The 4,978-nt window shown below is 72.5% G+C and carries 5 protein-coding genes; all 5 read right to left on the reverse strand.

Annotated elements, in window-relative coordinates; translation table 11 throughout:
- Positions 1-106: 106 nt before the first annotated feature.
- From RIF89_RS10880 to RIF89_RS10900, 5 genes are read right to left on the reverse strand one after another with little or no spacing between them, the layout of a single operon-like run.
- The gene (locus tag RIF89_RS10880; protein WP_309069132.1) at positions 107-919 is read right to left on the reverse strand and encodes a hypothetical protein; all 813 of its coding nucleotides are present in this window, start codon (positions 917-919) and stop codon (positions 107-109) included.
- A 54-nt stretch (positions 920-973) separates the two neighbouring features.
- Positions 974-1,915, reverse strand: a complete 942-nt coding sequence (locus RIF89_RS10885; RefSeq protein ID WP_309069133.1) for an NADP-dependent oxidoreductase — start codon at positions 1,913-1,915, stop codon at positions 974-976.
- A gap of 34 nt (positions 1,916-1,949) precedes the next feature.
- Positions 1,950-2,780, reverse strand: a complete 831-nt coding sequence (locus RIF89_RS10890) for an ABC transporter ATP-binding protein (protein WP_375294470.1) — start codon at positions 2,778-2,780, stop codon at positions 1,950-1,952.
- Positions 2,777-3,832, reverse strand: a complete 1,056-nt coding sequence (locus tag RIF89_RS10895; protein WP_309069134.1) for an iron chelate uptake ABC transporter family permease subunit — start codon at positions 3,830-3,832, stop codon at positions 2,777-2,779. Before RIF89_RS10895 ends, RIF89_RS10890 begins: the two co-directional genes overlap by 4 nt.
- A complete protein-coding gene (locus RIF89_RS10900; RefSeq protein ID WP_309069135.1) occupies positions 3,832-4,884 on the reverse strand; it encodes an iron chelate uptake ABC transporter family permease subunit in 1,053 nt (350 codons plus the stop codon). Before RIF89_RS10900 ends, RIF89_RS10895 begins: the two co-directional genes overlap by 1 nt.
- Positions 4,885-4,978: the final 94 nt, after the last annotated feature.

Genomic DNA, 4,978 nt, shown 5'->3' on the forward strand with positions numbered 1-4,978 from the left:
TCTCGAGGTACAGCAGCGGCAGCCGAGCCTTGAAGGCCTGGTCGAGCGTCGTCGCGAAGTCCATGTGCTCTCTCGTCGTGTGGGCGTGTGTCGTGTCGTGCGTGCCTCAGCCGGCCGGATCCGTCTGCGCGGACGAGGGAACGCTCACGGGAGCGCCCGACTCGCCTTCGATCTCGATCGTCCAGGGGCCGTCCGTGGACTGCACCCGGATCACGAGCGGGCCGCCCTCGTCCCACGAGAACCGCTGGTCGATGCGGCCCGAGTCGATGATCGGCGAGTCGCTCGAGGCGGGCGTGAACGTGTCGACGTAGAAGACGCCGTCGCCGCGATGCACCGCGCGGGCGCTGATGTGGTCGCCCTCGTACAGCAGCACGGCGTCGCCTTCGCCGCTCGCGGCGGATGTGAACGTCGTCGCCTCGACGGGCGAGATCCGCAGCGTCTCCTGCGCGTCCGACTCGAACCACACCTCGAGGTCGCGCTCGCCGGGGAACAGCATCGCGACATCCGACTCGGATGCGATGTAGCCGACGTCGTCGGGGTAGAAGTACTCGTCGCGCGGGTCCTGGTCCGCCGGTGTGATCGAGATGTCGATCCAATCGGCCGGATCGGCGGCAGCCGCGACCTGCAGCACGGGAGTCGCCGCATCCCTCTCGATGTGGAGCACTCCGCCGCCCGCGGGGACCGCGAGGGTGCCGTCCTCGGCGATCGCCAGCTCGGGCGGGTCGGCGAACTCCCAGGGGCTGTCGGCATCGGGATTTGGATCGGCCGCGATCGGTCGGACGTCGACGATGCGCAGGTCGTAGAGCGCGCCCCACACGACGCCGGTGAGCACGAGCGCACCGGCGATCGCCGCGATGACCGTGAGCACGCGGATGCGCCGCACGACCGGGGCCTCGAGCCCCATCCCCCCGTTGCTCACGCGTCGATCCTAGCGGCGCGGCGGGGTGTCACCCCGGGCATCGCGGCCCATGCGTCACGGCATGATGAGCAGCTTGCCCGGTGCCCCCTCGCGGTTCGCGCGCTGCGCGTCGGCCGCCCGCTCCAGCGGGTAGCGTTCGCCGAGCTCGACCGAGAATCGTCCGGCCGCGAGCAGCGCGAGCACGACGGGGATGGCCTCGTGGCGCCACGTCTGCTGGGTGGCGGTGAGCGGGTGCGGCGACCCGCCGGAGAACGCCTGGATGCCGAGCTCGTCCGCATCCGCGCCGCGCACGATCGTGGCGATCCGGTGCCGGTCGGCGAGCAGGTCGACGGACGTCTCGAGCGCCTCGTCGGTGCCGGCGCAGTCGAGGATCACGGTGACGCCCTCCGGCGCGGCGGCGCGCACGCGGTCGCCCAGCCCGTCGCCGTAGCGTATGGGCTCGCCACCGAGGTCGGCGACCCGGTCGGCGCGCGCGTCGCTCGTCGTGCCGAGCACGCGGGCACCGGCGAGCACGGCGAGCTGCACGGCGGCCTGGCCGACCGAGCCAGAGGCGCCGTGGATCAGCAGGGTGTCATCGGCGCGGAGGCCGAGCGAGCGCAGCGCCTGATAGGCCGTGCTGACCGGGACGCCGATCGCCGCCCCCACCGCGGCGGTCACGCCCGCGGGCCGCGCGAAGACCTTCCCGGCGGGCACGGCGAGGTCGGTGGCGTAGGCGCCGAGCTTTCCGGTGAACACGACAGGATCGCCGACGCGGAAGCCCTCCACATCGGCGCCCACCGCGGTGATGTGGCCGGCGCCGTCGGATCCCGTGCCGCGCGGTGCGGTGAGCGGGGCGGAGGCGCGCAGCCCCTGACGCAGCTTGGAGTCGATCGGGTTGACGCCCGCGGCCCCGATCCGGATCGCGACCTCGCCGGGCCCGGGGACCGGATCCGGGACGTCGTTCAGGGTGAGGACCTCGGGTCCGCCGAACTCGGTGTACTGGATCGCCTTCGCCATGGGCTCAGGCTAGTGGCGGAGCGCCCGGCACGGGTCAGGTGCCGGAAGGGGCGAGCACGTGGTGACGTCCGCGCGGCAGCACCATGGGAGCGCCGGACACGGGGTCGGGGATCACCGTGGCGTCGAGGCCGAACACGTCGGAGATGAGCTCGCTCGTCATGACCTCCGCCGGGGCGCCGCTCGCGATGAGCTCGCCGCCGCGCATCGCGAAGATGTGGTCGGCATAGCGGGCGGCGAGATTCATGTCGTGCAGGACCATCACGATCGTCGTGCCCTTGGACCGGTTGAGGTCGGTCAGCAGGTCGAGCACCTCGATCTGGTGCGCCACGTCGAGGAACGTCGTCGGCTCGTCCAGCAGGAGCACGCCGGTCTCCTGGGCGAGTGCCATCGCGATCCACACGCGCTGCCGCTGGCCGCCGGAGAGCTCGTCGACGGCGCGGTCGGCCAGGTCGGAGACGCCCGTGAGCTCGAGCGCCTCGGCCACCGCAGCGTCGTCCTGCGCCGACCACGACCGGAACAGCTTCTGGTGCGGGTGCCGGCCGCGTCCGACGAGATCGGCGACCGCGATCCCCTCTGGCGCGATCGGCGACTGCGGCAGGAGCCCGAGCGTGCGTGCGAGCTGCTTGGTGGGGATGGACCCGATGCTCTGACCGTCGAGCACCACGCTGCCCGACTGCGGGGCGATGAGGCGCGCGAGCGTCTTGAGGAGGGTCGACTTGCCGCACGCGTTCGCACCGATGATCACGCTGATCCGGCCGCTGGGCACCGCGAGGTCGACGCCCTTCACGATGGGGGTGGCGGCGGTGTAGCCGGCGACGAGATCCGTCGCCTGCAGCCCGTGGACGGTCGGGACGGTGGTGGTCACGATGAACCTCCGATGCGGTTCGTGCGGATGAGCAGGTACAGCAGGTAGGGCGCGCCGAGGACGCCGGTGATCACGCCGACGGGGAACGTCGTGTCGAACGCGAACTGGCCGATCAGGTCGGCGGCGAGCACGAGCACCGCACCCGTGAGCGCGGCCGGGATCGTGAGCGACGTGCCGGGGCCGACGAGGCGCGAGGCGATGGGGCCCGCGAGGAACGCGACGAACGCGATGGGACCGGTGGTCGCCGTGGCGAAGCACGCCAGCGCGACAGCCGCCACGATCAGCAGCACCCGCGCGCGGTCGACGCGGACACCCAGCGCCGTCGCGGACGCGTCGCCGAGTTCCAGCGCCCGCAGATCCCTCGACAGCACGAGGATGAGGGGCACGAGGATCGCGGTGGCGATCACGAGCGGCGGCATGGTGTCCCACTTCGAGCTGTTGAGGCTTCCTGTCAGCCACCGCATCGCGACGGCGACATCCCAGTCGGCCGCCCGCTGGATCACGAAGGAGACCACCGATTCGAGCATCGCCCCGATGCCGATGCCGATGAGGATCAGCCGCCCGCCGGTCGATTCGCCGCCGCGCGCGGCGATGTAGATGAGCGCCGCTGTCGCGATGCCGACGAGGAGCGCCATGAACGTCGTGGCTGTCGTGCTCCAGTGCAGCACGGCGAGGCAGACCACAGCCGCCGCGCTCGCGCCCGAGGTGATGCCGATCACGTCGGGGCTCGCGAGCGGGTTGCGCAGCATCGTCTGGAAGGTCGTGCCGGCGACGCCGAAGGCGATTCCGGCCAGCACGCCGGTGATCATGCGCGGGATGCGCAGCGAGCCGACGGTGAACGAGGCGCCCGGCACCTTCTCGCCGAGCATCACCGCGAACACGTCCGAGAACGGGTAGATCGTGTCTCCGAGCATGATCATCGCGCCGGACAGGGCGAGCAGGATGCCGGCGAGTGCGGCGATCCCGACGAGGCGGCGGCGCGTGCGGCGGTGCCGGCCGTGGCGGATCGCCGTCGTCGTGTCGGCGCGTGCGGGAGCGAGAGCGAGCGTCATCAGAGGGCCTTCATCCGGGTGCGGCGGGCGATGATGACGAGGATCGGGGCGCCGACGAAGGCGGTGACGATGCCGGCCTCGACCTCGCCGGGGCTGCCGAGCAGACGGCCGATGGTGTCGGAGACCGTGAGCAGCGCGGCGCCGCCGAGGGCGCAGACGGGAAGCAGCCAGCGCTGGTCCGGTCCGAACAGCATGCGCGCGACGTGCGGCACCATGAGCCCGACGAAGGCGATGGGGCCCGCGACCGCCGTGACGGCGGCGCACAGGATCACGCCGGCCGCGGACGCGACGACGCGACCGGCCGTGACGTTGACGCCGAGCCCGACGGCGACCTCGTCGCCGAGCGCGAGAGCGTTGAGCATGGGGGCGCACAGGAAGGCCGCGGCCGCGGCGACGACGAGCAGCGGCGCGATGATCGCCATCGTGCCCCAGTCGGCCCCGGCGACGCCGCCGACCTGCCAGAAGCGGAAGACGTCCATGGCCGCGATGCGCGGCAGCAGCACGGCGCTCACGAGCGAGGACAGCGCGGCGGTCGTGGCGGCGCCCGCGAGTGCGAGCTTGATCGGCGTAGAGCCGCCGGGGCCGACGGAGCCGACGACGTAGACGAACACCGCGACGAGGCTGCCGCCGATCAGGGCGAGCACGAGGAACTGCACGGCCGACGTGATGCCGAGGAAGGCGATGCCGCACACCACGAACAGCGCGGCTCCCGTGTTGACGCCGAGGATGCCGGGATCGGCGATCGGGTTGCGGGTGACGGCCTGCATCAGCGCGCCCGAGAGGCCCAGGGCCGCGCCGGCGACGAGCGCGAGGACTGTGCGGGGGATGCGCTCCTGCACGGCGATCGCACCGATGTCCTCGGACGTGCGCCCGCCGAACCACGCCGTCAGCCCCTCGACCACCTCGGGGAGGGAGACGGAGCGGGATCCGAGCGCGAGGGAGAGCGCGATCGACGCCGCGAGGACGAGGAACGCGCCGAGGAGGAACGCCGAACGGCGCGCAGCCGGCCGGGGGCCGGCCGCGCGCCGCGGCGCATCGGTGCGGACGCTCACTCCGATGCGGCGATGGCGTCGTCGAGGAGACCGACGTAGGTGTCCAGCATCCACGGGATGGAGAGGGCGGTCGGCGATACCGCGCCGCTCAGGT

The organism is Microbacterium sp. (assembly GCF_031178525.1).
GTDB lineage: Bacteria > Actinomycetota > Actinomycetes > Actinomycetales > Microbacteriaceae > Microbacterium.